This window comes from Streptomyces sp. NPDC001502 (genome assembly GCF_042894785.1).
In the GTDB taxonomy this organism is placed as follows: Bacteria; Actinomycetota; Actinomycetes; order Streptomycetales; family Streptomycetaceae; genus Streptomyces; species Streptomyces kutzneri.
This window is the reverse complement of the sequence record NZ_JBIAVW010000012.1, coordinates 82,290-107,518: the sequence shown is the minus strand read 5'-3', so window position 1 is coordinate 107,518 and position 25,229 is coordinate 82,290. Positions and strand designations below refer to the sequence as shown.

At 70.8% G+C, this 25,229-nt stretch carries 22 protein-coding genes; 5 read left to right on the top strand and 17 right to left on the bottom strand.

Annotated features, from left to right (window positions below; genetic code table 11):
• The first annotated feature begins 143 nt into the window (after positions 1–143).
• A complete protein-coding gene (locus tag ACFY0D_RS22380) occupies positions 144–1,373 on the top strand; it encodes a DUF349 domain-containing protein (protein ID WP_390799841.1) in 1,230 nt (409 codons plus the stop codon).
• 70 nt (positions 1,374–1,443) lie between these two features.
• On the opposite strand, the gene ACFY0D_RS22375 is transcribed toward ACFY0D_RS22380, so the two are convergent.
• The 12 genes from ACFY0D_RS22375 to ACFY0D_RS22320 form a co-directional block, all read right to left on the bottom strand.
• Positions 1,444–3,873: a RelA/SpoT family protein gene (locus tag ACFY0D_RS22375; RefSeq protein WP_390799840.1), complete on the bottom strand. Its 2,430-nt coding sequence runs from the start codon at positions 3,871–3,873 to the stop codon at positions 1,444–1,446.
• A gap of 204 nt (positions 3,874–4,077) precedes the next feature.
• Positions 4,078–4,632, bottom strand: coding sequence for an adenine phosphoribosyltransferase (locus tag ACFY0D_RS22370; protein ID WP_390799839.1), 555 nt, complete (start codon positions 4,630–4,632; stop codon positions 4,078–4,080).
• Positions 4,629–5,684, bottom strand: coding sequence for a protein translocase subunit SecF (gene secF, locus ACFY0D_RS22365; RefSeq protein WP_351162745.1), 1,056 nt, complete (start codon positions 5,682–5,684; stop codon positions 4,629–4,631). Before secF ends, ACFY0D_RS22370 begins: the two co-directional genes overlap by 4 nt.
• Positions 5,685–5,687: 3 nt before the next feature.
• Positions 5,688–7,478 carry a protein translocase subunit SecD gene (gene secD / locus ACFY0D_RS22360; protein ID WP_390799838.1) on the bottom strand — a complete coding sequence of 597 codons (1,791 nt, stop codon included), beginning with the start codon at positions 7,476–7,478 and terminating at the stop codon, positions 5,688–5,690.
• A 153-nt stretch (positions 7,479–7,631) separates the two neighbouring features.
• Positions 7,632–8,108: a preprotein translocase subunit YajC gene (yajC, locus tag ACFY0D_RS22355; protein WP_390799837.1), complete on the bottom strand. Its 477-nt coding sequence runs from the start codon at positions 8,106–8,108 to the stop codon at positions 7,632–7,634.
• Between the two features lie 165 nt (positions 8,109–8,273).
• Positions 8,274–9,335, bottom strand: coding sequence for a Holliday junction branch migration DNA helicase RuvB (ruvB, locus tag ACFY0D_RS22350; protein ID WP_030723602.1), 1,062 nt, complete (start codon positions 9,333–9,335; stop codon positions 8,274–8,276).
• Positions 9,336–9,488: 153 nt separating this feature from the next.
• A complete protein-coding gene (gene ruvA, locus ACFY0D_RS22345) occupies positions 9,489–10,121 on the bottom strand; it encodes a Holliday junction branch migration protein RuvA (protein ID WP_390799836.1) in 633 nt (210 codons plus the stop codon).
• Positions 10,118–10,648, bottom strand: coding sequence for a crossover junction endodeoxyribonuclease RuvC (gene ruvC / locus ACFY0D_RS22340; RefSeq protein ID WP_030723598.1), 531 nt, complete (start codon positions 10,646–10,648; stop codon positions 10,118–10,120). Before ruvC ends, ruvA begins: the two co-directional genes overlap by 4 nt.
• Before the next feature lie 167 nt (positions 10,649–10,815).
• Positions 10,816–11,568: a YebC/PmpR family DNA-binding transcriptional regulator gene (locus ACFY0D_RS22335; protein WP_189740212.1), complete on the bottom strand. Its 753-nt coding sequence runs from the start codon at positions 11,566–11,568 to the stop codon at positions 10,816–10,818.
• Positions 11,569–11,625: 57 nt separating this feature from the next.
• Entirely contained in the window at positions 11,626–12,219 is a 594-nt protein-coding gene (gene pdxT, locus ACFY0D_RS22330; RefSeq protein WP_351162737.1) for a pyridoxal 5'-phosphate synthase glutaminase subunit PdxT, read from the bottom strand.
• A gap of 6 nt (positions 12,220–12,225) precedes the next feature.
• Entirely contained in the window at positions 12,226–13,143 is a 918-nt protein-coding gene (pdxS, locus tag ACFY0D_RS22325; RefSeq protein WP_030010552.1) for a pyridoxal 5'-phosphate synthase lyase subunit PdxS, read from the bottom strand.
• Positions 13,144–13,290: 147 nt separating this feature from the next.
• Positions 13,291–13,833, bottom strand: a complete 543-nt coding sequence (locus tag ACFY0D_RS22320; RefSeq protein WP_390799835.1) for a hypothetical protein — start codon at positions 13,831–13,833, stop codon at positions 13,291–13,293.
• 152 nt (positions 13,834–13,985) lie between these two features.
• Between ACFY0D_RS22320 and ACFY0D_RS22315 the strand changes: the two genes are divergently transcribed.
• Positions 13,986–14,546 carry a hypothetical protein gene (locus ACFY0D_RS22315; RefSeq protein ID WP_390799834.1) on the top strand — a complete coding sequence of 187 codons (561 nt, stop codon included), beginning with the start codon at positions 13,986–13,988 and terminating at the stop codon, positions 14,544–14,546.
• A gap of 7 nt (positions 14,547–14,553) precedes the next feature.
• On the opposite strand, the gene ACFY0D_RS22310 is transcribed toward ACFY0D_RS22315, so the two are convergent.
• The 3 genes from ACFY0D_RS22310 to pgsA are packed head-to-tail and all read right to left on the bottom strand — an operon-like array spanning position 14,554 to position 17,293.
• Positions 14,554–15,726 (bottom strand): glycosyltransferase family 4 protein, encoded by a 1,173-nt coding sequence (locus ACFY0D_RS22310; RefSeq protein ID WP_390799833.1) that lies wholly within the window; start codon positions 15,724–15,726, stop codon positions 14,554–14,556.
• A complete protein-coding gene (locus ACFY0D_RS22305) occupies positions 15,726–16,628 on the bottom strand; it encodes a phosphatidylinositol mannoside acyltransferase (protein ID WP_390799832.1) in 903 nt (300 codons plus the stop codon). The genes ACFY0D_RS22310 and ACFY0D_RS22305 overlap by 1 nt, the downstream gene beginning before the upstream one ends.
• Entirely contained in the window at positions 16,628–17,293 is a 666-nt protein-coding gene (pgsA, locus tag ACFY0D_RS22300; RefSeq protein ID WP_266389372.1) for a phosphatidylinositol phosphate synthase, read from the bottom strand. The genes ACFY0D_RS22305 and pgsA overlap by 1 nt, the downstream gene beginning before the upstream one ends.
• 311 nt (positions 17,294–17,604) lie before the next feature.
• On the opposite strand from pgsA, the gene ACFY0D_RS22295 reads away from it, so the two are divergent.
• The 3 genes from ACFY0D_RS22295 (at position 17,605) to ACFY0D_RS22285 (ending at position 22,058) form a co-directional block, all read left to right on the top strand.
• Entirely contained in the window at positions 17,605–19,800 is a 2,196-nt protein-coding gene (locus ACFY0D_RS22295; RefSeq protein ID WP_390799908.1) for an elongation factor G-like protein EF-G2, read from the top strand.
• Positions 19,801–19,941: 141 nt separating this feature from the next.
• A complete protein-coding gene (locus ACFY0D_RS22290) occupies positions 19,942–21,609 on the top strand; it encodes a hypothetical protein (RefSeq protein WP_390799831.1) in 1,668 nt (555 codons plus the stop codon).
• Positions 21,610–21,650: 41 nt separating this feature from the next.
• The gene (locus ACFY0D_RS22285) at positions 21,651–22,058 is read left to right on the top strand and encodes a DUF1992 domain-containing protein (RefSeq protein ID WP_390799830.1); all 408 of its coding nucleotides are present in this window, start codon (positions 21,651–21,653) and stop codon (positions 22,056–22,058) included.
• Positions 22,059–22,242: 184 nt separating this feature from the next.
• On the opposite strand, the gene ACFY0D_RS22280 is transcribed toward ACFY0D_RS22285, so the two are convergent.
• Together ACFY0D_RS22280 and thrS are read right to left on the bottom strand one after the other, a co-directional pair.
• Positions 22,243–22,803, bottom strand: coding sequence for an HIT domain-containing protein (locus ACFY0D_RS22280; protein WP_030010101.1), 561 nt, complete (start codon positions 22,801–22,803; stop codon positions 22,243–22,245).
• Between the two features lie 88 nt (positions 22,804–22,891).
• Positions 22,892–24,868, bottom strand: coding sequence for a threonine--tRNA ligase (gene thrS / locus ACFY0D_RS22275; protein ID WP_314249596.1), 1,977 nt, complete (start codon positions 24,866–24,868; stop codon positions 22,892–22,894).
• Positions 24,869–25,229 lie beyond the last annotated feature (361 nt).

The window sequence follows — 25,229 nt, the reverse complement described above, 5'->3', positions numbered from 1 at the left end:
TATTCCGTCGTGCGGGATGCGGACAGCCGGCCCGGCGGTCGCCTATGTTGGCGTTGTGCAGGGCGGGCGCTGCCCGCCCCAGGAAACTGTGGACGATGCCCAGGGGGTGAACCCCTCGCAAGGCATCAGGTGGAGGAGGCGCTGTGAGCAGCGACCCGTGGGGCCGAGTCGACGAGACGGGCACCGTGTACGTGCGTACTTCCGAGGGCGAGCAGGTCGTCGGATCGTGGCAGGCCGGCACCCCTGAGGAGGCCCTGGCCTATTTCGAGCGCAAGTACGAGGGCCTGGTGGTCGAGATCGGTCTCCTCGAAAAGCGGGTGCGGACCACTGATCTGTCCGCCAAGGACGCCCAGACGGCGATCGACCACCTGCGCACGCAGGTCGACGAGCACCACGCCGTGGGTGACCTGGGCGCCCTGCGGGTGCGGCTGGACAAGCTGGTCACGACCGTGGAGTCCCGGCGCGAAGAGCGCAAGGTGGCGAAGGCCAAGCAGACGGACGAGGCCCGTGCGGCCAAGGACGCGCTGGTCGTCGAGGCCGAGCAGCTGGCCCAGAGCGACCAGTGGCGCAGTGCCGGTGAGCGGCTGCGCGCCCTGGTGGACATCTGGAAGGGGCTGCCGCGTCTGGACCGCAAGTCGGACGACGAGCTGTGGCACCGGTTCTCCCACGCGCGTTCCGCCTTCTCCAAGCGCCGCAAGGCGCACTTCGCCTCGCTGGACGCGCAGCGCGAGGATGCCCGCAAGGTGAAGGAGAAGCTGGTCGCGGAGGCCGAGTCGCTGTCGAAGTCGACCGACTGGGGTCCGACGGCTGCCCGCTACCGCGAGCTGATGGCCGACTGGAAGGCGGCGGGCCGGGCGCAGCGCGAGTCCGAGGACGACCTGTGGAACCGTTTCCGCGGTGCGCAGGACGTGTTCTTCGCGGCCCGTAGCGAGGTCTTCGCGGAGCGTGACGCCGAGCAGATCGAGAACCTGAAGCTCAAGGAGGAGCTGGCCGACGAGGCCGAGAAGCTCGTACCCGTAACGGACCTGAAGGCTGCCCGTGCCGCGTTCCGCTCCCTGAACGAGCGCTGGGAGGCCATCGGCCACGTGCCGCGGGACGCCCGGCCGAAGGTCGAGGGCCGTATGCACGCGGTCGAGCGGGCGATCCAGGAGGCCGAGGAGGGCGAGTGGCGCCGTACGAACCCGGAGGCGCGGGCCCGTGCGGCCGGTCTGACGGGCCAGCTCCAGGCGGCCGTCGACAAGCTGCGTGAGCAGATCGACGCGGCGCGCGCGGCGGGCAACAACGCCAAGGCCGACAAGCTCTCGCGCGAGCTGGAGGGCCGCCAGGCCCTGCTGGACCAGGCGCTGAAGGGCCTGGAGGAGTTCGGCGGCTGACTTCTGCGCGGCCGCCCGCGGATGTGCGAGGGCCCCGGTACGGATCTCCGTACCGGGGCCCTCGTCCGTGTTACGGCCTGCGGGCCGAGGTCACGCGGTAGACGTCGTAGACGCCCTCGACGCCCCGGACGGCCTTCAGGACGTGCCCCAGGTGCTTGGGGTCGCCCATCTCGAAGGTGAACCGGGAGGTGGCCACCCGGTCGCGGGAGGTCTGGACGGCCGCCGAGAGGATGTTGACGTGCTGGTCCGACAGGACCCGGGTGACGTCCGACAGCAGCCGGGACCGGTCCAGCGCCTCGACCTGGATGGCGACCAGGAAGACCGAGGACTGGGTGGGCGCCCACTCGACCTCCAGCATCCGCTCGGGCTGCTGGGAGAGCGAGTCGACGTTGACGCAGTCCGCGCGGTGAACCGATACGCCGCTGCCGCGCGTGACGAACCCGATGATCGGGTCGCCCGGCACCGGGGTGCAGCAGCGGGCCAGCTTGACCCACACGTCGTCGACGCCCTTGACGACGACACCCGGGTCGGCGTTGGTGCGCCGCTTGCGGCCGCGTGCCGGCGGGATCGATTCCTCGATGTCCTCGTTGGCCGCCTCCTCGCCGCCGAGGGCCGCCACCAGCTTCTGTACGACGCCCTGCGCGGCCACGTGGCCCTCGCCGATCGCCGCGTACAGGGAGGAGATGTCGGGGTAGCGCATCTCGTGCGCGAGGGTGACGAGCGAGTCGCCGGTCAGGATGCGCTGGATCGGCAGGTTCTGCTTGCGCATGGCCCGCGCGATGGCGTCCTTGCCGTGCTCGATGGCCTCGTCGCGGCGCTCCTTGGAGAACCAGGCGCGGATCTTGTTGCGGGCCCGCGGGGACTTGACGAAGCCGAGCCAGTCGCGGGACGGACCCGCGCCCTCGGCCTTGGAGGTGAAGACCTCGACCAGGTCGCCGTTGTCGAGCGTGGACTCCAGCGGGACGAGCCGGCCGTTGACCCGGGCCCCTATCGTCCGGTGGCCGACCTCGGTGTGGACGGCGTACGCGAAGTCCACGGGGGTGGCTCCGGCGGGCAGCGCGATGACGTCGCCCTTGGGGGTGAAGACGAAGACCTCGTTGCGGGAGAGGTCGAAGCGCAGCGAGTCGAGGAACTCGCCCGGGTCCTCGGTCTCCTTCTGCCAGTCCAGCAGCTGGCGCAGCCAGGCCATGTCGTTGACCGTGTCCTGGCCGGCGCTGCCCTTGGCGGCCTGCGGGACGTCGGTGCGGACCTTGGAGGTGCCGGCGACGGTCTGCTGCTTGTACTTCCAGTGCGCGGCGATGCCGTACTCGGCGCGGCGGTGCATGTCGAAGGTGCGGATCTGCAGCTCGACGGGCTTGCCGCTGGGTCCGATGACCGTCGTGTGGAGCGACTGGTACATGTTGAACTTGGGCATCGCGATGTAGTCCTTGAACCGGCCGGGGACCGGGTTCCATCGCGCGTGCACGGTGCCCAGGGCCGCGTAGCAGTCCCGGACGGTGTCGACGAGGACACGGATGCCCACCAGGTCGTAGATCTCCGCGAAGTCACGGCCTCGGACGATCATCTTCTGGTAGACGCTGTAGTAGTGCTTCGGGCGGCCCGTCACGGTCGCCTTGATGCGGGCGGCCCTGAGGTCGACCTGCACCTCGTCGGTGACGACGGCGAGGTACTCGTCCCGCTTGGGCGCGCGCTCGGCGACCAGGCGCACGATCTCGTCGTACATCTTGGGGTAGAGGATCGCGAAGGAGAGGTCTTCGAGCTCCCACTTGATCGTGTTCATGCCCAGCCGGTGAGCCAGCGGGGCATAGATCTCAAGGGTCTCGCGGGCCTTCTTCTCCTGCTTCTCCCGCTTGAGGTAGCGCATGGTGCGCATGTTGTGCAGCCGGTCGGCGAGCTTGATGACCAGGACGCGCGGGTCCTTGGCCATCGCCACGACCATCTTGCGGACGGTCTCCGCCTGGGCGGCCTCGCCGAACTTCACCCGGTCCAGCTTGGTGACGCCGTCGACGAGCAGGGCCACGGCGTCGCCGAAGTCGCGGCGCAGGTCTTCGAGGCCGTACTCGGTGTCCTCGACGGTGTCGTGCAGCAGACCGGCCATGAGGGTGGCCGGGTCCATGCCGAGCTCGGCGAGGATGGTGGTCACCGCGAGCGGGTGGGTGATGTACGGGTCGCCGCTCTTGCGCTTCTGGCCGCGGTGCCAGCGCTCGGCCACCTGGTAGGCCTGCTCCAGCTGGCGCAGCGTCGACGTCTCGATCTTCGGGTCGTTGCTGCGGACTATACGGAGCAGCGGCTCCAGAACCGGGTTGTACGGGTTCGAGCGCTGCACGCCGAGCCGGGCGAGACGGGCACGCACCCGGTTGGACGACCCGGCGGACTTCGCCGACGCGGGCTTGACCGGCGGCACCGGCGGGGCCGGCGGGGGCGTGGCGGGGGCCGCCGTGGTCTGCTCGGCCTGCGGGTCGGGCTGCGCGGCGGAGATTGGCTGGACCTCGTCTGGCAAGAGCGCTCCTCAGCGGATCCGGTGCCCGTGTCCGGTCCGGACAACCCATGGTAGCGAGGGTTCGGCCCCCTCGTTCCGCGAGCCCGTCCCGTGTGCGGCTCCGCTGCTGGGGTTCCGGCCCCCGGCGACCGGTCCGCACCCGGAAACGAAAGCGGCGGGCACCCGGGATGTCCCGGATACCCGCCGCTCGGCAAGCGAAGAGATTCAGACCACGATCAGCGCGTCCAGCGGAGCCTCGCCCAGGGCGGGCGCCAGCTTGGCCCGGCCCGGGAGGAACGACAGCTCCATCAGGACCGCCACGCCAGCGACCTCCGCGCCGGCCCGCCGGATCAGCGAGAGCGAGGCCTCGGCGGTACCGCCGGTGGCCAGCACGTCGTCGATGACCATGACCCGGTCACCGGCCGACAGGTCCTCGGCGTGGACCTCGATCTCCGCGGTGCCGTACTCCAGCTCGTACGACTGCGCGAGCGTCGCACCCGGCAGCTTTCCGGCCTTGCGCACCGGCACGAAGCCGATCCCGGCCTGCACCGCGACCGGAGCCGCGAGGATGAACCCGCGCGCCTCCAGACCGACGATCTTCGTCGCGCCGTACCGTCCGGCCAGCTCCACCAGCGCGTCCGTCAGCGCGGCGAACGCCTTGGGGTCCGCCAGCAGCGGGGTGATGTCCTTGAACATCACGCCCGGCTTCGGGTAGTCCGGCACGTCCTTGATCCGGCTGAGGAGCAGGTCCCGCGTGTCCTCGGACAGCGGCGCGGTCAACGCCGCCGCCCCGGCCGGCCCTGCGCCACGACCTGCGGCTCGTCCTCGGCCTCGTAGGCCTCGTCCGGGGACTCGCCCTTGGCCACCGCGGCCGCCCGCTTGGCGAGCACCCGCTTCTTGAGCGCCTTCATCGCCGGCTCGCGCTCCTTGAGGTCGACGACCAGCGGGGTCGCGATGAAGATCGAGGAGTACGCACCGGCCGCGAGGCCGACGAACAGCGACAGCGAGATGTCGTTCAGCATGCCGGCGCCCAGGAAGCCGCCGCCGATGAACAGCAGCGCGCCGACCGGGAGGAGCGCCACGACCGTGGTGTTGATCGAGCGGACCAGGGTGCCGTTGATGCTGCGGTTGGCGACCTCGCTGTACGTCCAGCGGGTCTGCTTGGTGATGTCCTTCGAGCCCTCCTTGAGACCGTCGAAGACGACGACGGTGTCGTAGAGGGAGTAACCGAGGATCGTCAGCAGACCGATGACCGTGCCCGGCGTGACCTCGAAGCCGACGAGCGCGTACACGCCGACGGTGATGGTGAGGTCGTGGATCAGCGCGATCAGCGCCGCGACCGCCATCCGCCACTCGAAGGCGATGGCCAGGTAGATCACCACGAGGACCATGAAGACGCCGAGGCCGGTCCAGGCCTTGTTCGCGATCTGCTCGCCCCAGCTGGGGCCGACCAGGTCGGCGTTGACGTCGGCCTCGCTGACCTTGAGGTCGGCGGCGAGGACCTTCTTGACATCGGTCGCGGCGGCGGTGTCCAGACCGGAGATCTGGATCCGCAGGCCGCCGGTGCCGAGCTCCTGGACGATCGCGTCGTGGCCCGAGGCCTTCTCCGCGGCTTCCGTCGCCTTGGCCACGGAGACGGTCGACTTCGGGGTGGTGAAGACGGCACCGCCCTTGAACTCGATGCCCATGTTGAGGCCCTGGACGGCCAGGGCGACGATCGCCGTGATGGTGATCAGGATGGAAACGCCGTACCAGAGAAAGCGCTTGCCGACGAAGTCGTAGCCGACCTCACCGCGGTACAGCCTGGCGCCGAGATCTCCCAGCTTCGACATCTCTCACGCCTCCTTTGCGTCTACGGGGGCGGGTGCGGAACCGGTACGGCGGGACCGGCGCAGCGGAGGCTTGGCGCCCAGCCGCTTCGGGTCCAGCCCGGACCACGGATGACCGCTGGCGAAGAACTTCGTACGCGCCACCAGTGTCATGACGGGCTTGGTGAAGAGGAACACCACGACCACGTCGAGCAGGGTCGTAAGACCCAGTGTGAAGGCGAAGCCCTGGACCTTGCCCACCGTGACGATGAACAGCACGGCCGCGGCCAGGAACGACACGAAGTCGGAGACCAGGATCGTGCGACGGGCACGCGGCCAGGCGCGCTCGACGGCCGGACGCAGGGTGCGGCCCTCGCGGATCTCGTCCCGGATGCGCTCGAAGTACACGATGAACGAGTCCGCCGTGATGCCGATCGCCACGATCGCGCCGCAGACGGCCGGCAGGTTCAGCGCGAAGCCGATGCCCTTTCCGAGCAGCGACATGATCGTGTAGGTCAGGATCGCGGAGACCAGGAGGCTGACGATGGCGATGAAGGCCAGGCCCCGGTAGTACACCAGCAGGTAGATCACCACGAGGAGCAGGCCGATGGCGCCGGCGATCAGGCCGGCCTTCAGCTGCTCGCCGCCGAGCGCGGCGGTGACGGTGGTGACGCTGTCCTCGCTGAAGGAGAGCGGCAGGGCGCCGTACGAGAGCATGTTGCCCAGGTCCTGCGCGGACTGCTGGGTGAAGCCGCCCGAGATCTCGGCGTTGCCACCGGTCAGCGCCTGGCTCACGGACGGGTCGGAGATGACCCGGCCGTCGAGCACGATCGCGAACTGGTTCTGCGGCATCTGCTTGGTGGCCAGCTCACCGGTGATCTTGGCGAACTTGTCGGCGCCCTTGTCGGTGAACTGCATGGTGACGATCCACTGGCCGCGCTGGGGGTCGATGACTCCCTTGGCTTCCTTCACGTCCTGGCCGTTGACCTGGGCCGGGCCGAGCACCCACTTGCCCCAGGCGTCGCCGCGCTGACCGCAGGCGATCATCGGCTCCTCGGGCTTGGCGCCCTGGCCGGCGGCGGCGCGCTGCGCCTCGTTGTTGCAGTCCAGCGCCGCGAACTTGGCCTGGAGGGCCGCGGCGGCGGCCTCGTCGCCGGTCGCCGGCGTGGAGGCGGAGGCGGACGGCGACGGAGCCTTGGTGTCGTCTGCCTTCTTCGACTCGCTCGCCGAGGGCGAGGGAGTGGGCGCGGCCGGGGCCTTGAGGGCCTCACTGAGCGCGCGGCCCTGGGAAGTGGCGCTGGACGACGGGGTGGCGGAGGGGCTGGTCTTGCCGTCTCCGGCCTTGGGAGCCCCGGAGCCGCTCGCGGAGGGGCTCGGGCTCGCGGTGCCCTCGGGAGCGGCCGGGGAGCCGTCCGCGAAGGCGATGACCGGGCGGAAGTACAGCTGGGCGGTGGTACCGACCTGCTCGCGCGCCTGCTGCTCGTTCGTCCCCTTGGGGATGTTCACGATGATGTGGTCGCGGCCCTGGGTCTGGACCTCTGCCTCGGACACGCCGAGACCGTTGACGCGGCGGTCGATGATGCCGACCGCCGTGTTCATGTTGGTCTCGTTGATGGCGCTCTCTTTGCCGGGCTCGCTCTTGGCCTTGAGCGTGATGCTCGTGCCGCCGGCGAGGTCGATGCCCAGCCTGGGAGTCGTCTGCTTGGAGAGGAACATCCCCGCGGTGAGCGCCACCATCGCGATCAGGATGATCGCCAGGGCGCGCCCCGGCCTCCCCTGAGCCCCCGTGGGCCGCCGGCCCTTCTTCGGTGCTGCCACCTTGTCGTTTCTCCCTGTCCAACCGTCCCGCGCCGGGTCAGCGCGGGGACGGCCACGAAATGTGTGGTGGGGACCCCTGCCCCCCGCAGAAGTGTCACAGACGGGGACCGTGCCGGTCGCCGGTCGGGCGCCTCCACGGTCCCCCGCCGAGCGTTACTTCGCGCCGGCCTCGCCGTCGGACTTGCCGTCCTTGGGCTCGTCGTCGCCCTTGGGCGCGTCCTCGTCCTTCTTGCCCAGGTCGAGCTTGGGAGCCTCGTCCTCGTCCTTGGTGAGGTCCGCCTTCGGCGCCTCGGTCAGCGAGGAGGCGTCGTCCGGGACGACCGGCGTGTCGGTCGCCTCGTCGTCGCCGATGCCGTGGACGATGCGGTTGTACTCCGCGTCCTCCAGAACGGCACCGATGGAGTTCTTCGCGAAGATCGCGTGGACGCCGGGAGCCAGCTCGAGAGTGACCGTGTCGTCACCGATCTCCTTCACCGTGGCGTACATGCCGCCGATGGTGCGGACCCCGGTGCCGGGCGTCATGTGGTCGCGCATCTGCGCGGCGGCCTGCTGCTTCTTCTTCGCGGAGCGGGTCATCAGGAACATCGCCCCGATGAGCACGATGAACGGGAGGAGTGTCACGAGATTCACGGGACGGAGATCCTTCGCACGACCGCACGCGGACGGCGGCCTTTTCTACGGGGGTGGGCACGCCGACCCGAAGGGTCGGCATCGGCGGAGTCTAGGCGAGTCCGCACCGATGGAACAACGCCCAGCATGGCACCGCAGTTCCTGAGGGGTCGAACCTCCGCGCCGTCAGGCCCCGAACAAGCCCTGTTGTCCGCTTGATCCACTCCCGCCGTGCTGCGGCGGTACGAGTCCCAGGTGAGCCCATGCGGCGGGCGTCGCCACCCGCCCCCGGGGGGTGCGCGCGAGCAGCCCCTCGCGGACCAGGAACGGCTCCGCGACCTCCTCCACGGTCTCCCGCTCCTCACCGACGGCCACGGCGAGGGTGGACAGGCCCACGGGTCCGCCGCCGAACAGCTTGAGCAGGGCTTCGAGAACGGCGCGATCCAGTCGGTCGAGGCCGCGCCCGTCCACCTCGTACACCTGGAGGGCGGTACCGGCCACCTCGCGGTTGATCACGCCGTCCGCCCGGACCTGTGCGTAGTCGCGGACGCGGCGCAGCAGGCGGTTGGCGATGCGCGGGGTGCCGCGGGAGCGTCCGGCGATCTCGGCGGCGCCGGCGGTGTCGATCTCCACGTCGAGGAGGCGGGCGGAGCGGTGGATGACGCGTTCCAGCTCCTCGGGGGCGTAGAACTCCATGTGCCCGGTGAAGCCGAAGCGGTCCCGCAGCGGCGGGGGCAGCAGTCCGGCCCGGGTGGTGGCGCCGACCAGGGTGAACGGCGGCAGCTCCAGCGGGATGGCGGTGGCCCCGGGTCCCTTGCCGACGATCACGTCGACGCGGAAGTCCTCCATGGCCATGTAGAGCATCTCCTCGGCGGGCCGGGACATGCGGTGGATCTCGTCGAGGAAGAGGACCTCGCCCTCCTGGAGGGAGGAGAGGATCGCGGCGAGGTCGCCGGCGTGCTGGATGGCGGGGCCGGAGGTGATGCGGATGGGCGCGCCCATCTCGGCCGCGATGATCATGGACAGGGTGGTCTTGCCGAGGCCGGGCGCACCGGAGAGCAGGACGTGGTCGGCGGTGGCTCCGCGCTGGCGGGCCGCCTTGAGGACGAGGTCCAGCTGCTGGCGGACCTTCTCCTGGCCGACGAACTCGCCGAGGTCCTTGGGGCGCAGCGCCGCCTCGACGGCGGTGTCCTCGCCGTCGGCGGCGGCCGCCACGATCCGGTCGTCGCTCTCGTCTTCCCAGTTCACGCTGTCAGTCTGCCTTCTCGGTTCGTACGGTGGTCGGTCGCCTGCGGGCCGGTCCCTACGGGGCTTTCCCCCACCCCGCCCTTTCGCCGTTTCCCGGGCGCTGCCCGGACCCGCGCCTCGATCGCCGGCGGGGCTGCAAGTGGCGGCGCTCGGCTAGCGGGCCCGGTTCAGGGACTGGAGGGCGGCCCGCAGGAGCTGCGGAACCGGGGCCGAACCGCCTGCGGCGATGGCGGCCTCGGCCTGCGGGGTGACGGCCGCGACCGCGTCCTCCGCGTCGCGCGAGGCGTAGCCGAGGCCGATCAGGGCGGCGGAGAGCTGCTCGGTCCAGGGGGCGGGCCCGGAGGCCGCGGCGCGCTGGGCGCCCACGAGGCCGCTGCTGCCCAGTGGAGCCCCCAGCTTGCCCTTCAGTTCGAGGAGTAGCTTCTGGGCGCCCTTCTTGCCGATGCCCGGCACCGCCACCAGCGCCTTCTCGTCGCCGGTGGAGACGGCCAGGCGCAGGGCGTCGGGGCTGTGCACGCCGAGCATCGCCTGGGCGAGCCTCGGCCCGACCCCGCTGGCGGTCTGCAGGATCTCGAAGACCTGGCGCTCGTCGTCGTCGGCGAAGCCGTACAGGGTCAGCGAGTCCTCGCGAACGACCAGGGAGGTGGCCAGCCGGGCCTGCTCCCCCATCCGCAGGCCGGAGATGGTGGTGGGCGTGCAGTGCACGGCCATGCCCACTCCCCCGACCTCGATCACGGCAAGGGTGGGGGCGAGTGCGGCGACCGGGCCGCTGACGAAGGCGATCATCGGGTACGGCCTTTCGAGGCGTGCAGGGCGACCGCCTGCTGGAGGCGGTTCTGGGCGGGGGCCCGCCAGATGTGGCAGATGGCGAGGGCGAGGGCGTCGGCGGCGTCCGCCGGCTTGGGTGGTGCGTCCAGCCTCAGCAGCCGGGTGACCATGGCTCCGACCTGGGCCTTGTCGGCCCGGCCGCTGCCGGTGACGGCGGCCTTGACCTCGCTGGGGGTGTGCAGGGCGACCGGTATCCCGCGGCGGGCGGCGCACAGCATCGCGACGGCGCTCGCCTGGGCGGTGCCCATCACGGTGCTGACGTTGTGCTGGCTGAACACCCGCTCCACGGCGACGACTTCGGGCCGGTGCGTGTCGAGCCATTCCTCGATGCCCTGCTCGATGGCGACGAGCCGGTGGCCCAACTCGGCGTCCGCGGGCGTCCGTACGACCCCCACGCCGATCATGGTCAGCGGCCGTCCGGCCACGCCCTCGACGACGCCGACACCGCACCGCGTCAGCCCGGGGTCAACACCCAGTACTCGCACCACCGCCACCTCCTTCTTCGCGCAGGTGTGCAGGCTACCGGCCGCCTGTGACAGTGCACCGACAGCACGGACCGACCCGCCGGGCGCAGCGGCGGGCCGGCAGTGGCGGGGACGGAAACGACGGTGGGCCGACGGGGTGTCCCCGTCGGCCCACCGTTGACGTCCGGTCAGGCGTCGACCTTCTCCATGACCTCGTCCGAGACGTCGAAGTTGGCGAAGACGTTCTGCACGTCGTCGCTGTCCTCCAGCGCGTCGATCAGCTTGAAGATCTTGCGCGCGCCCTCTTCGTCCAGCTCGACCTGCATGGTCGGCAGGAAGTTGGAGTCGGCCGAGTCGTAGTCGATGCCGGCCGCCTGGAGCGCGGTACGGACCGCGACCATGTCGGTGGCCTCGCTGATGATCTCGAAGCTGTCGCCGAGGTCGTTGACCTCTTCGGCACCGGCGTCGAGCACCGTCTCCAGGACGTCGTCCTCGGAGAGCTCGCCCTTGGGCAGCAGGACGACGCCCTTGCGGTTGAACAGGTACGAGACCGAGCCCGGGTCGGCCATCGAACCGCCGTTGCGGGTCATGGCGACACGCACGTCGGACGCGGCACGGTTGCGGTTGTCGGTGAGGCACTCGATGAGCACCGCGACACCGTTCGGACCGTAGCCCTCGTACATGATCGTCTCGTAGTCGGCGCCGCCGGCCTCAAGACCACCGCCGCGCTTGACCGCGGAGTCGATGTTCTTGTTCGGGACCGAGCTCTTCTTGGCCTTCTGGATGGCGTCGAAGAGCGTCGGGTTGCCATCGATGTCGGCACCGCCCATACGGGCCGCGACCTCGATGTTCTTGATCAGCTTCGCGAAGAGCTTGCCGCGCTTGGCGTCAACCACGGCCTTCTTGTGCTTCGTCGTAGCCCATTTAGAGTGGCCGGACATCTGCCTGTCTCCTTCGCGTCACCAACAATGTTCGCCTCAGATCCTACCGGGACGCCGTTACAGCCCCGCGCGCACCATGTCGACGAAGTACGCGTGAACGCGGTCGTCTCCGGTCAGCTCGGGGTGGAACGAGGTAGCCAGGACGTTGCCCTGACGCACCGCGACCGTGTGGCCGTCGTACGTGGCGAGCACCTCGGCGGAGGCGCCGACGGACTCGACCCAGGGCGCGCGGATGAAGACGCCCTCGACCGGGCCGCCCGCTATGCCCGCGAAGTCGATCTTCGCTTCGAAGGACTCGTTCTGGCGGCCGAACGCGTTGCGGCGGACGATCATGTCGATGCCGCCCAGGGTCTCCTGGTCCTCACGGCCGTCCAGGAGCTTGTCCGCCAGCATGATCATGCCGGCGCAGGTGCCGTACACGGGCATGCCGGCGGCCACGCGCTCGCGCAGCGGCTCCAGCATGCCGAACAGCACGGCGAGCTTCGACATGGTGGTGGACTCGCCGCCGGGGATCACCAGGGCGTCGACCTCGGCGAGCTCCTCGGGACGCCGGATCGGCCTGGCCACGGCGTCCGCCGCGGCCAGGGCGATCAGGTGTTCCCGGACGTCGCCCTGAAGTGCCAGGACACCGATCACGGGGGTGTTCGTCATGACCGATTACCAGCCGCGGTTGGCGTAGCGCTCGGACTCGGGGAGGGTGTCGCAGTTGATGCCGACCATGGCCTCGCCCAGGTTGCGGGAGGCGTCCGCGATGATCTTCGGGTCGTCGTAGAAGGTGGTGGCCTTCACGATGGCGGCGGCACGCTTGGCCGGGTCGCCCGACTTGAAGATGCCGGAGCCGACGAAGACGCCCTCGGCGCCGAGCTGGCGCATGAGCGCGGCGTCGGCCGGGGTGGCGACGCCACCGGCGGAGAACAGCACGACCGGGAGCTTGCCGAGCTCGGCGACTTCCTTGACGAGCTCGTACGGGGCGCGCAGCTCCTTGGCGGCGGCGAACAGCTCGTTGTTGTCGTAGCCGCGCAGGCGGGCGATCTCGTTCTTGATCTGGCGCAGGTGGCGGACGGCCTCGACCACGTTGCCGGTGCCGGCCTCGCCCTTCGAGCGGATCATGGCCGCGCCCTCGGCGATGCGGCGCAGGGCCTCGCCGAGGTTGGTGGCGCCACAGACGAAGGGGGTGGTGAACGCCCACTTGTCGGAGTGGTTGACCTCGTCGGCCGGGGTCAGGACCTCGGACTCGTCGATGTAGTCGACACCGAGGGACTGCAGGACCTGGGCCTCGACGAAGTGGCCGATGCGGGACTTGGCCATGACCGGGATCGAGACGGCCTCGATGATCTCTTCGATCATGTTCGGGTCGGACATGCGCGCGACGCCGCCGTCCTTGCGGATGTCGGCCGGGACCCGCTCCAGGGCCATGACGGCCACGGCGCCGGCGTCCTCGGCGATCTTCGCCTGCTCGGCGTTGACCACGTCCATGATCACGCCGCCCTTCAGCTGCTCGGCCATGCCGCGCTTGACACGCGAGGTGCCGATCGCCGACTCGGCGGACTGGGGGGAGGTGGGAAGCGTGCTCACGGATTGACCTCACTCGAAAGGAAGACGGGGTACTGCTCGTACTACTCGGCTGAGCAAACCCCAGGGGATCAGTCCACTACAAGGGCCAATGTGGAGCCTGTGGCTCCTTGATTTGTCCCTCGCGGCCCTTGGAAGCCCTTGGAAGCCCTAAGTCGGCCGGTCCGCAAGATCCACCGGAGGCTCATCGTCCATTTCGAAGGCGAGCGGGAACGGCGCGTGCCCCGCCAGTCTGAACCAGCGGACCTTGCGGTGCCTGCGCAGCGCGCGGGCGGCCCGTACCGAGTCGTTGAGGAAGCGCCGCGCCATCGGTACCCGGCGGACGGCCGCCGCCAGCTCCTCCGTGGCCTCCGCCCCGCCGGGGGCCGCCTTGAGCACGTCGACCTGGTCGGCATCGGCGAAGACCGCCCGCAGCGCCTGGCTCAGCTCGCTCTCGGCCACCTCACGGTGGTCCTCCTCGGACTGCCGGGCGGCGTGCGCGGCCTCGTAGAGCACCAGGGAGGAGGCGGGGTCGAGCACCCCGGAGGTGGCCACCTCCAGCACGACGGAGGCCCGGCGTACGAGCTGCGCGTCGAGCGCGGCCCGCGCGGCGTCCATCCGCGAGTGCAGCCGGTCGAGCCGGCCGGCGGTCCAGCTGAGGTAGACCCCGATGACTCCGAGAGCCAGGGCGATCCAGACAAGGGTTTCGATCACGCTGCGCGACCCTACCGCTCCACGCGCCCCCGGCCCCCATCGGCCCTGGCCCGGGCCGCCCCCGGACCCGTAGGGTTCATGATCCATAGATATTGGGGGGGACACGACCTATGAGATCGCGCCGCAGAACGTCGGCACTGACACTTCTGGCGATGGCCGCCGCCCTGGTGGCCGGCGCCTTGGTGGCCGGCGTCCTGGCCGCTTGCCTCTGGGGCGGTTCGGACGGCGGTCTCGTCGTCCTGGCCAAGGTGCGCGGCCACTTCGTCACGATGTGCTGGGTGACGCTGGCCGCCCTGATCGGGGCGGTCCTGCTGGGAGCACGGAAACCGGCGACGCGCCTCGCCGTCGGCCTTCCGTTGGCCGTGATCGGCGTCCCGGTCCTGAGCATCGCCACCTTGTTGGCCATGCTGACGGGCGGGGACACACGGACGCGGGACCTGGCGTCCCCCGGCCGGGACGACCGACGACTGGTCATCGAACAGGGGCTGGCCGGGATCGACCCGGTGTGGACGGTGTACGTCCACCAGGGCAGCGGGCTCCTGGAGCGCCGCTGGACCGTCGGCTCCTTCAACGGCGACGCGCCCCACTACGCACTGCGCGAGACCGTGTGGACGGCCCCCGACCGGATCCGCATGACCACCGGGGGCGGGGAGGTCCACGAGGTGACCGTCGCCCCCGGCGGGCGGCCCGACCGGACCGTCTCCGCCGGGTGATGAACCCTCAGGACGAGGTGGTGTCCTTCGAGAAGCCCAGGCGGGTGCGGAGCGGGACGCGTTCGTCCGCGGCCACCGCCGCCGCGCCGTCCGTCACCGTTTCGTAGACGGCCAGGATGTCCGCCCCGACCGTGGACCAGTCGAAGCGGCGGACGTGCGCCGAGCCGCGGGCGCTGAGCTCGGCCCGGCGCTCCGGGTCCCGCAGCAGCGTGATCGCCGCCGTCGCCAGCGCGTCGGCGTTCTCGTTCGCGAAAAGGTCGCCCGCCCCGCCCTGGTCCAGGACCTGCGCGAAGGCGTCCAGGTCCGACGCGAGCACGGCCGCGCCCGCCGACAGGGCCTCCACCAGGATGATGCCGAAGCTCTCGCCGCCGGTGTTCGGGGCGACGTACACGTCGACGCTGCGCAGCAGCCTCGCCTTGTCCTCGTCCGAGACCATGCCGAGGAATTCGACCCGCTCGCGGAGCTCCGCGGGCAGGGAGGCCACCGCCTCCTCCTCGTCGCCGCGGCCCGCCACGAGCAGCCGTACGTCCGGGCAGGCCTCCACGATCTTCGGGAAGGCCGCCATCAGCACCGGCAGGCCCTTGCGGGGCTCGTCGATCCGGCCGATGAAGCCCAGGGTCTGCCCGGACCAGTCGGGGTTGGGCTCGGCCTTGGCGAAGAAGTCCACGTCGACGCCGTTGGGGATGACGACCGCGTCGCCGCCCAGGTGTTCCACCAGCGTGCGCCGCGCGTACTCGCTCACCGCGATCCGCGCGTTGATCTTCTCCAGGGCCGGCTGCAGGATCGGGTACGCCGCGATCATCGCCCGGGACCGGGGGTTCGAGGTGTGGAAGGTCGCCACGATCGGCCCCTGCGCCGCCCAGCAGGACAGCAGCCCCAGCGAGGGCGAGGCCGGCTCGTGGATGTGGATCACGTCGAAGGTGCCGTCGTGGAGCCAGCGCCGTACCCGGGCCGCCGACAGGAAGCCGAAGTTCAGCCGGGCCACCGAGCCGTTGTACGGAACAGGCACCGCCCGCCCGGCCGAGACCACGTACGGCGGCAGCGGGGTCTCGTCGTCCGCCGGGGCGAGCACCGACACCTCGTGGCCGAGGCGGATCAGGTGCTCCGCCAGGTCCCGGATGTGGAACTGGACGCCACCCGGCACGTCCCACGAGTACGGGCACACGATGCCGATCTTCACTACGGGCGCTCCTCCAGGTCGTCCAGCCACAGCCGCTGCAGCATGTGCCAGTCCTCCGGGTGCTCGGCGATGCCCCACGCGAAGGCGTCCGCCATCGCCTGGGTCATGAGGGTGGTCTTCTCGGTGCGGGTCCCGGTCTTCGGCACCTTCACCTCGGGGTGGATCCGGCCGTACAACTTCGGCGTGCCGCCGTAGTGCAGGGTCGCCGGGAGCAGCACCGCACCGGTCTGCTGGGCCAGCAGCGCCGGCCCGGCCGGCATGCGCGCCGTGGAGCCGAAGAAGTCCACTTCGACCCCGGAGGCCGACAGGTCCCGGTCCGCGACCAGGCAGACCAGGCCGCCGGAGCGCAGCCGCCGGGCGAGGGTGCCGAAGGCGGCGCCGCCGCTGTGCGGCAGGACCTCCATGCCCAGGCTCTCCCGGTAGGCCACGAAGCGGTCGTAGAGGGTCTCGGGCTTCAGCCGCTCGGCGACCGTGGTGAACGGCGCCTTCATGTGGCCGATGGCCCAGGCCCCGGCGAGGTCCCAGTTGGCCAGGTGCGGCAGGGCCACGACCACTCCGCGCCCGGAGTCGAGGGCCTCGCGCAGCAGGTGCTCGTCCGTGAACTCGACGTCGGTGCTGAAGCGCTCGGGGTCCATGGTCGGCAGCCGGAAGGACTCCATCCAGTACCGCATGTACGAGCGCATGCCCGCCTGCGACAGCTCGCGCAGCCGCTCGGGACCGGCGTCGGGCACCACCCGGGCCAGGTTCGACTCCAGGCGCAGCACGCTCTTGCCGCGCCGCTTCCACGCGAAGTCGGCGATGCGCCGGCCCAGGGCCACGGCGGCCGGTTCGGGCAGCTTCTTGACCCCGGCCCAGCCGAGTCCGTACAGCGAGTCGACCAGCTTGTCCTGGAGGGCGCCCATCAGGCCGCGCCTCCTTCGGCGGCCGCCGCCGCGGCGTCGGCCTCGGCCGACTCGCGGCGTACGGTGACCACCCGCTGGATCAGGGTGACGAGCGAGCCCACCGCCACGATCCACAGCGCGATCGGCAGCAGCACACCGATCCAGGACGGCGCACCGAAGGTCTGCAGCCCGGACAGGCCGGCCGCGACCAGCGAGATCACCAGTCGCTCGGCCCGCTCGATGAGCCCGTTGACGGCCACCGGCAGCCCGATCGACTCGCCGCGCGCCTTGGTGTACGAGACCACCTGGCCGCTGGCCAGGCAGAAGATCGCCACCGCGCACAGCGCGTTGTCGTTCCCGTTGCCCGCGTACCAGAGCGCGAGGCCGCCGAAGATCGCCGCGTCCGCCACCCGGTCGAGGGTGGAGTCGAGGAAGGCTCCCCATCTGCTGGAGACACCGGCCTGGCGGGCCATGTTCCCGTCCACCAGGTCGGAGAAGACGAAGAGGGTGATGGTGATCGTGCCCCAGAAGAACTCGCCGCGGGGGAAGAACCACAGCGCTCCGGCCACCACTCCGGCCGTGCCGATCAGGGTGACCGCGTCCGGGCTCACCCCCCGCCGGAGCAGAAAAGCGGCGAATGGCGTGAGAACACGCGTGAAGAATGCACGCGCGTACTTGTTCAGCATGGCCTTCCCGGAGGGTCGCTGGGCCGCACGGCCACCACGGCCACCGGCTGGCCCATCGTAGCCAGCACGCCACCGCGCGGACGCCGCGCACCCACCGGTTCGTGCCACGTAAGACGTACTTCACGCCGTGGACCGCCTCCGGTGGGCCCCGGGTACGTCCCCGGTACGACGTATGGACGGGATGTGACACCAGTGCAAAGCTCGAAGAATCCCGTATTCCTCCTCCGCGGAGGAGGCCGGGACACCGATCGGACACCGATCCCCTCACCACCCGCCCCTCCTCACCGTCACCACCGGGAGGCATGAGCATCATGGGAGCCACATCACACCAAGCCGGAGCCGCCGGCAGGGCACTGACGGCCGACCGCCCCTCTTCCATCCGGAATGTCGTGCTGGTCGGCCACAGCGGATCCGGCAAGACGACGCTGGTCGAAGCCCTCGCCCTGACCGCGGGCGCGGTCAACCGGGCCGGCCGGGTCGAGGACGGTGCCACCGTCTCCGACTACGACGAGATCGAGCACCGCCGGCAGCGCTCCGTCCAGCTGTCCCTCGTCCCCGTCGAATGGGGCGGAATCAAGATCAATATCCTGGACACCCCCGGATACGCCGACTTCGTCGGGGAACTCAGGGCCGGTCTGCGCGCCGCGGACGCGGCCCTTTTCGTCGTCTCGGCCTCGGACGGGATCGACGGCGCCACCCGCATGGTCTGGGACGAGTGCGAGGCCGTCGGCATGCCCAGGGCCATCGTCGTGACCCACCTGGAGGCCGCCCGCTCCGACTACACGCAGATGACCACCGTCTGCGGCGAGATCTTCGGCGCCGACGACCCCGACGCGGTCATCCCCCTCTACCTCCCCCTGCACGGCCCGCCCGGCCCCGACGGGCACGCCCCCGTCACCGGCCTGCTCGGCCTGCTCTCCCGGCGCGTCTACGAGTACGCCTCCGGCGAGCGTGTGGAGCGCGACCCGGACCCGGCCGAGCTCGCCCTCATCACCGACGCCCGCGCCCGGCTCATCGAGGGGATCATCGCCGAGAGCGAGGACGAGAGCCTCATGGACCGCTACCTGGGCGGCGAGGAGATCGACCTCAAGACCCTCGTCGACGACCTGGAGCGGGCGGTGGCGCGCGGCACCTTCCACCCCGTCCTGATGGCCGCCCCCGCCACCGACGGCGCCCGCCAGGGCCTGGGCACCGTGGAGCTCCTCGAACTGGTCACCGGCGGCTTCCCCACCCCGCTGGAGCGCGCCGCCGTCCCCGTCACCCGCCCCGACGGCTCCGCCCGCCCGGACGTCACCTGCGATCCTGACGGCTCCCTCGTCGCCGAGGTCGTCAAGACCTCCTCCGACCCCTACGTCGGCCGGGTCTCCCTCGTACGCGTCTTCTCCGGCACCCTGAAGGCCGAGGAGACCGTCCACGTCAGCGGGCACGGCCTCGCCGACCGCGGGCACGAGGACCACGACCTCGACGAGCGGGTCGGCGCCCTCTCCTCCCCCTTCGGCAAACAGCAGCGCGTCCTCACCCGGTGCATCGCCGGCGACCTGGCCTGCGTGGCCAAACTCACCCGCGCGGAGACCGGCGACACCCTCTCCGCCAAGGACGACCCGCTCCTGATGGCACCGTGGACCATGCCCGACCCCCTGCTCCCCCTCGCCATCGAGGCCCACAGCAAGGCCGACGAGGACAAGCTGTCCCAGGGCCTGGCCCGGCTCGTCGCCGAGGACCCGACCATGCGGCTGGAGCAGAACCCGCACACCCACCAGGTCGTCCTGTGGTGCCTCGGCGAGGCCCACCAGGACGTCGCCCTGGAGCGGCTGCGCACCCGCTACGGCGTCCAGGTCGACCCCGTCCCGCACAAGGTGAGCCTGCGCGAGACCTTCGGCGCCAAGGCCGCCGGGCGCGGCCGGCACGTCAAACAGTCCGGCGGCCACGGCCAGTTCGCCATCTGCGAGATCGAGGTGGAGCCGCTCCCGCCCGGCAGCGGCATCGAGTTCGTCGACAAGGTCGTCGGCGGCTCCGTGCCCCGCCAGTTCATCCCGTCCGTGGAGAAGGGCGTACGCACCCAGGCCGCCCGCGGGGTCGCCGCCGGCTACCCGCTGGTCGACGTGCGCATCACCCTCCTCGACGGCAAGGCGCACTCGGTGGACTCCTCCGACGCCGCCTTCCAGACGGCCGGCGCCCTCGCCCTGCGCGAAGCCGCCGCCGAGGCCCGGATCGACCTCCTCGAACCGGTCGCCGAGCTCGCCGTCGTCGTCCCCGACGAGTACGTGGGCCCGGTCATGAGCGACCTCGCCGGCCGCCGCGGCCGCGTCGTCGGCACCGACCAGGCCGCGCCGGGGCGCACCCGGGTGCGCGCCGAGATCCCGGAGATCGAGATCGGCCGCTACGCCGTCGAGCTGCGCTCCGTCTCGCACGGCACCGGCCGCTTCGCCCGGGCGTACGCACGCCACGAACCGATGCCGCCGCAGATCGCGGAAAAGGTGCGGGAACAGACCGGGAAGGGAAGCTGATTGGTGTAGCACCGGGTCGGCCGCCCACCCAACCAGCTTGCGGTGGGCGGCATTTCCCTGTCCCATGACCATGGGGTGAGATCCGCCGATAGGCTCGTCGGCGCATCAAAAGAGCACGAACGCACAGCGATGGGGGCAGCGGTGGCGGACGACGGATTCGACTTCAGGCCCGGAGCGCAGGTTCCGCTGCAGGGAGGCGGCGGTCAGACGGCGGCGACCAACGCCCTCGCCTCCGCCGCGTACCGGGACGGCGGCAAGGACAGCAAGCTGGAGAAGATACTCACCGCCAACAGCGAGAACCACCCGGCGACGGTGAAACCGCCGAAGATCTCCCTCTTCGAGCCCAGCCTCGGCGAGGCCTTCTGCCGCGCCGTGGAGGCCCGCGCCCTCGGTCCGGGCCGCAAGCCCCTCATCCAGTCCTTCGGCGCCGATCCGCAGACGGTGGTGGAGCACTGCCTGGCCGCCTCGCACATCCGCAAGGAGCGCGACCGCAGGCTCCGGCTGATCATGCTGGTCTGCGGTGTGCTGTTCCTGCCCGGCCTGTTGCTGTGGCTGGGGCTCTTCCAGCTCCGCAAGACCCTGGGCGCCAAGGAGGGCAGGCACAGCTCCTGGATCGGCACCGCGGTCCTGGTCGGCATCGGCGCCGTGGCGGCCCTCCTGATGTTCAAGCTGCCGCTGACCGGCTTCCTCGGCCTCTACGCGCGCGGCATGATCATCGCCCCGGCCCTGGGCTGGCTGCTCGCCCGCCGCACCTGCGAGGCCACCGCCCGGGACCTGCGCGCCCGCTGGGACGGGCTGCTGTCGGGCGGCGGGGTCGGCGCCAAGATCCCCGAGGCCGTGCCCGGCAACCCCGACGAGAAGGCGCGCGAGGACCTGCGTCACCAGCTCGCCAAGCTGACCGCCGAGGACCGCAGCAACCAGGTCTTCTACGCGGGCCCCAAGGGGATCCTGGGCATGGGCACCCGGTGGGGCAGCTGGCAGATGGCCGAGGAGCTGACCCCCAAGAGCGAGGGCATGGAGATCCACCCCTTCCGCAGCTGGGACGTCATACGCGGGATCGACGCCCAGCTCCGCAAGCTGGAGCGGGGGCCCCTGCACACCGGCGGCTTCCCGCCGGCCGCGATCCAGCACTGGATCGTCACCCCGATCGGTGAGGGCGCCGCCGAGGTGGCCCGCCCCACCGGTGAGAACGTGGACGCCTTCCTCATCAAGCCGCACGAGATCACCCGGATCTGCAACGAGCAGCAGTTCAGCGCCGGCAACCGGCACTACCTGGGCATCCAGTACCCGCTCTGGGACGGCCAGTTGGTCATCAACATGCTGGTCACGGTCACCGTGCTCTACAAGACGCTGCGCGTGGACGTCACCGCGCACGCCCTGGGCCCCGTACACGGGCTGTTCACCAGCAAGTCCGCGGCCCCGACCGTGGAGGTGCCCAAGAGCATCCGCTTCTGGGAGACCGTGGAGCGCCCGCTGCCGCTGGTGGACGCGCAGGAGGTGGTGCGCCTCGCCGTGCGGGCCCCGCTGACCTGGTACCCGCCGATCCTGGAGTTCTTCGGCGGCAAGCTGGTCCTGCCCGAGCCCTTCGGCCTGCGCCACGTCTGGGCGAGCTCGATGTGGCGGCACCGGTTCATGGCGGACGACGCCCTGCGTACGGTGGCTCCGGTCCTGCGGGCGATCCACGCGGCGACCTTCAAGGTGCTGGAGGAGAACGGCGTCGACACCGACCGCTTCACCAACCGCTCGTCGATCATGAGCGGGCTCATCCAGGAGCCGTCCCCGCGCAAGGCGGACGTCTACGACGCGTAGGTAGGCTGGAGGGACGGCCGAGGAGGGACCGAGGAGGGACCATGACCGAGCGCAAGCCACCGGGGGTCAGCTTCGAGTCCTTCGTGGACCGGCAGATCCGACAGGCCACCGAACGGGGCGACTTCACGAGCCTGCCCGGCTACGGCAAGCCGCTGGCCTCGCTGGACGCGCCCTACGACGAGCAGTGGTGGATCAAGGACAAGCTGCACCGCGAGGGCTTCGCCGTCCTGCCCCCGGCGCTCGCGCTGCGCAAGGAGGCCGAGGACGCCGTGGAGAAGGTCCGGGCGGCCCGCTCGGAACGCCAGGTACGGGGCGTCCTCACGGAGATCAACGAGAAGATCGCGGCGGCCCTGCGCATGCCCCCGCCGGGCCCGCCCCTGGGCCTCACGGAGTTCGACGTCGAGGCAGAGGTACGGGCCTGGCGCCGGGACCGCCCGGACCGGGCCTGACGCTACGCCTAGGGCGTGTTCTAAAAGTAGCGCCGGGCGCCCGAAGGGCGCGGCTCGCGGCGTCTGGTGCCGTGCATCGCAAGGCGGAGGATCGCCCGCCTACTGGACGTAAGCGGGCGTTCCGACAACGCGGCGAGGCGCGGTGCCAGGCGCCGCGAGCCAGGCGGGACTTTTAAAACACGCCCTAGTCCACGGGCCAGGCGTCGGCGAGCATCTGGCGGGTGTCCGCCAGGAGTTGGGGCAGCACCTTGGTGTGGCCCACGACCGGCATGAAGTTCGTGTCCCCGCCCCAGCGGGGCACGATGTGCTGGTGCAGGTGCGCGGCGATGCCGGCGCCGGCCGCCGCGCCCTGGTTCATGCCGATGTTGAATCCGTGCGCGCCCGAGGCCTTGCGCAGCGCGACCATCGCCCGCTTGGTGAGGTCGGCGAGCTCGGCCGTCTCCGGCCCGTCCAGCTCGGTGTAGTCGGCGACGTGCCGGTACGGGACGACCATCAGGTGGCCGCCGTTGTACGGGTAGAGGTTCAGCACCGCGTACACGTGCCGGCCGCGCGCGACGACCAGGCCGTCCTGATCGGACATGTCCGGAATCCCGCAGAAGGGACAGCCGTCCCCGGCCTCCGGGCCGGTCGGCTTGTTCTCCCCCTGGATGTAGGCCATCCGGTGGGGCGTCCACAGTCGCTGGAACGCGTCCTGCGTGCCCACACCGATCTGCTGCTCCGGCTGAGTCGTCATGGCGGCAAGCATATGACCTTGGCCTGGCGTACGAGGAAGGCCCCCGGAAAGTGATCACTTTCCGGGGGCCTGCGGGTGCTCCGGGTGCCGGATCGGACGATCAGACCTGGACGCGGTCCGCGACGACCTTGGCCAGCTTGGCCAGCGCCTCGTCCTTGGCGATGCCGTTCTCCTGCGAACCGTCGCGGTAGCGGAAGGAGACGGTGCCCGCGGCCATGTCCTCGTCACCGACGATGATCATGAACGGGACCTTGAGCTTCTGGTGGTTGCGGATCTTCTTCTGCATGCGGTCGGAGGAGGCGTCCACCTCGACCCGCAGACCCTGCTTCTTCGCCGCCGCGGCGAACTCCTGCAGGTACTCGACGTGCCCGTCGCCGATCGGGATGCCGACCGCCTGGACCGGGGCCAGCCACGGCGGCATGGCGCCGGCGTAGTGCTCCAGCAGCACGGCGAAGAACCGCTCGATCGAGCCGAACAGCGCGCGGTGGATCATGACCGGCCGCTGACGGGAGCCGTCGGGCGCGGTGTACTCCAGGTTGAAGCGCTCCGGCAGGTTGAAGTCGAGCTGCACGGTCGACATCTGCCAGGTGCGGCCGATGGCGTCCTTGCACTGCACCGAGATCTTCGGACCGTAGAAGGCGGCGCCGCCCGGGTCCGGGACCAGCGGGAGACCCTGCTTCTCGGCGACCTGCGCGAGGACCGCGGTCGCCTCCTCCCAGGCCTCGTCCGAGCCGACGAACTTCTCCGGGTCCTTGGTGGACAGCTCCAGGTAGAAGTCGGTCAGACCGTAGTCGCGCAGCAGGTTGAGCACGAAGGTGAGGGTCGTGTCGAGCTCCTCCGCCATCTGCTCGCGGGTGCAGTAGATGTGCGCGTCGTCCTGGGTGAAGCCGCGGGCGCGGGTCAGGCCGTGGACGACACCCGACTTCTCGTACCGGTACACGGTGCCGAACTCGAACAGGCGCAGCGGCAGTTCGCGGTAGGAGCGGCCGCGCGCGTCGAAGATCAGGTTGTGCATCGGGCAGTTCATGGGCTTGAGGTAGTAGTCGGTACCACCGTCGAGCTGCATGGGGGGGTACATGCCCTCCGCGTACCAGTCCAGGTGACCGCTCTTCTCGAAGAGGGCGCCCTTGGTGGCGTGCGGGGAGTAGACGAACTCGTAGCCCTCCTCCTCGTGCCGCTTGCGCGAGTAGTCCTCCATCACCCGGCGGATGATGCCGCCGCGCGGGTGGAAGACGGCGAGGCCGGAGCCGATCTCGTCCGGGATGGAGAAGAGGTCGAGCTCGTTGCCGAGCTTGCGGTGGTCGCGCTTCTCGGCCTCGGCGAGGAAGTCGAGGTGGGCCTTCAGCTCTTCCTTCGACGGCCACGCGGTGCCGTAGATGCGCTGGAGCATCGGGTTCTTCTCGCTGCCGCGCCAGTAGGCGGCCGCGTTGCGCATGAGCTTGAACGCCGGGATGTTCCGGGTGGTGGGCAGGTGGGGACCGCGGCAGAGGTCCTTCCAGCACAGGTCGCCGGTCTTCGCGTCCAGGTTGTCGTAGATGGTCAGCTCGCCGCCGCCCACCTCGACGTTCGCGCCGTCGTCGGTCGACGCGGAGCCCTTGATGCCGATGAGCTCCAGCTTGTACGGCTCGTCGGCGAGCTCCTCGCGGGCCGCCTCGTCGGTGACCACGCGGCGGGAGAACTTCTGGCCGCGCTTCTGGATCTCCTGCATCTTCTTCTCGATGGCCTTCAGGTCATCGGGGGTGAAGGGGCGGGCCACGTCGAAGTCGTAGTAGAAGCCGTTCTGGACCGGCGGGCCGATGCCCAGCTTGGCCTCGGGGAAGAGCTCCTGCACGGCCTGCGCCATGACGTGCGCGGTCGAGTGGCGCAGGATGTTGAGGCCGTCCTCGGAGGAGATCTCCACCGGCTCGACGGTCTCGCCGTCCTTCACCTCGTACGCGAGGTCCTTGAGCTCGCCCGCGATGCGCGCGGCGACGATGGTGCGCTCGCCGGCGAAGAGCTCCGCCGCCGTAGTGCCCGTGGCCACCACGCGCTCGTCCCGCTCGGAATCGCGTTGGATGATCACACGGACGTCTGACACCGGTCTCTCCTGACTCAGGGGGTGCGCGGGCGAACGCCGCGCGCCTGAATCGTACCGAGCGGAGTGGCCGCGCCGCTAAACGGTTACCGGGCGGCCCGCCCGACGGGGCCTCCCGGCCACGGCCCGGCCCTCCCGGCCACAGCCCGGCCCTGCCGGCACAGGCCGGTGGGCTGCGGGGCGGGGACGCTCCGGGATGTCCCCGCAGGCCGAGCGGACCCACCGCCGCCCGGCGGGCCGGTCCGGCGCGGGGTTCGCGAGCCGAGGAGACGTCCCGGAGGGGCACCGCCCCGCCGCGAGCCCTGGCGCCGGCCCGGGCAGGCGGCGCAGGCGGGCCCGTGGGGCGGGGTCCCCCCGCAGCGTC

Excerpts from the sequence above, each read along its gene's own strand:
- pdxT (WP_351162737.1), bottom strand. The coding sequence starts at position 12,219 with ATGACGAACACCCCCGTGATCGGTGTCCTGGCACTTCAGGGCGACGTC.
- ruvA (WP_390799836.1), bottom strand. The coding sequence starts at position 10,121 with ATGATCGCCTTCGTCAGCGGCCCGGTCGCCGCACTCGCCCCCACCCTT.
- ACFY0D_RS22315 (WP_390799834.1), top strand. The coding sequence starts at position 13,986 with ATGGCCGCCGCCCTGGTGGCCGGCGCCTTGGTGGCCGGCGTCCTGGCC.
- ACFY0D_RS22285 (WP_390799830.1), top strand. The coding sequence starts at position 21,651 with ATGACCGAGCGCAAGCCACCGGGGGTCAGCTTCGAGTCCTTCGTGGAC.
- ACFY0D_RS22280 (WP_030010101.1), bottom strand. The coding sequence starts at position 22,803 with ATGCTTGCCGCCATGACGACTCAGCCGGAGCAGCAGATCGGTGTGGGC.
- pgsA (WP_266389372.1), bottom strand. The coding sequence starts at position 17,293 with ATGCTGAACAAGTACGCGCGTGCATTCTTCACGCGTGTTCTCACGCCA.
- secF (WP_351162745.1), bottom strand. The coding sequence starts at position 5,684 with ATGTCGAAGCTGGGAGATCTCGGCGCCAGGCTGTACCGCGGTGAGGTC.
- ACFY0D_RS22295 (WP_390799908.1), top strand. The coding sequence starts at position 17,605 with ATGGGAGCCACATCACACCAAGCCGGAGCCGCCGGCAGGGCACTGACG.
- ACFY0D_RS22305 (WP_390799832.1), bottom strand. The coding sequence starts at position 16,628 with ATGGGCGCCCTCCAGGACAAGCTGGTCGACTCGCTGTACGGACTCGGC.
- ACFY0D_RS22335 (WP_189740212.1), bottom strand. The coding sequence starts at position 11,568 with ATGTCCGGCCACTCTAAATGGGCTACGACGAAGCACAAGAAGGCCGTG.